This window comes from Streptomyces javensis, from assembly GCF_039525925.1.
Classification (GTDB): Bacteria; Actinomycetota; Actinomycetes; order Streptomycetales; family Streptomycetaceae; genus Streptomyces; species Streptomyces asiaticus.
On sequence record NZ_BAAAIF010000265.1, the window covers coordinates 1 to 834 of the forward strand.

1 protein-coding gene is annotated in these 834 nt (G+C 72.1%); it reads left to right on the forward strand.

Annotation, left to right across the window (positions count from 1 at the left end):
• Nucleotides 1-19 precede the first annotated feature (19 nt).
• Nucleotides 20-834 (forward strand): beta-ketoacyl reductase (locus ABD329_RS47880; protein WP_344318303.1); only part of this gene is annotated, 815 nt, incomplete at its 3' end.

The window sequence follows — 834 nt, forward strand, 5'->3', positions numbered from 1 at the left end:
GACGCGGGGTGCGGTGGCGGTGAGCGGTTCGGAGATCCCGTCGGGTGTGGAGCAGGCGGCGGTGTGGGGGATGGGCCGGGTGGCCGGGCTGGAGGCGCCGGAGCGCTGGGGTGGTCTGCTCGACCTGCCCGAGGTGTGGGATTCGCGCGCGGCGGACCGGCTGGTGGGCGTGGTGAGTGGCCGTGCCGACGAGACCGAGGCGGCCGTGCGGCCGTCGGGCGTGTTCGGCCGCCGTGTGGTGCGCGCGGTTGAGGGTGCGCGTGGTGTCGGGGGCTGGGAGCCGTCGGGGACGGTTTTGGTCACTGGTGGTACGGGTGCGTTGGGTGCTCATGTGGCGCGGTGGTTGGCGCGGGCGGGTGCGGAGCATCTGCTGCTGCTTTCGCGGCGTGGTCCTGGGGCTGGGGGTGTGGATGAGCTGTGTGCCGAGCTCAGGGAGGTCGGTGCTCGGGTGACGGTTGTGGCGTGTGATGTGGGTGATCGGGATGTGCTGGCCGGGGTGTTGGCGGGGGTGCCGGGGGAGTTCCCGCTGACGGCGGTGGTGCATGCGGCGGGTGTGCTGGATGACGGGGTGCTGGACGGGTTGTCGGTGGGCCGGTTCGAGGGTGTGTTGCGGGCGAAGTCCGAGGCGGCGTGGCATCTGCACGAGCTGACGCGGGAGCTGGATCTTTCGGCGTTTGTGTTGTTCTCGTCGTTTTCGGGGACGGTGGGTGCCGCGGGTCAGGCCAACTACGCTGCGGCGAACGCGACTTTGGACGCGTTGGCGCAGTGGCGGCGCGGTGCGGGGCTCCCGGCCACCTCGGTGGCCTGGGGGCCGTGGGCCGACAACGGCATGGC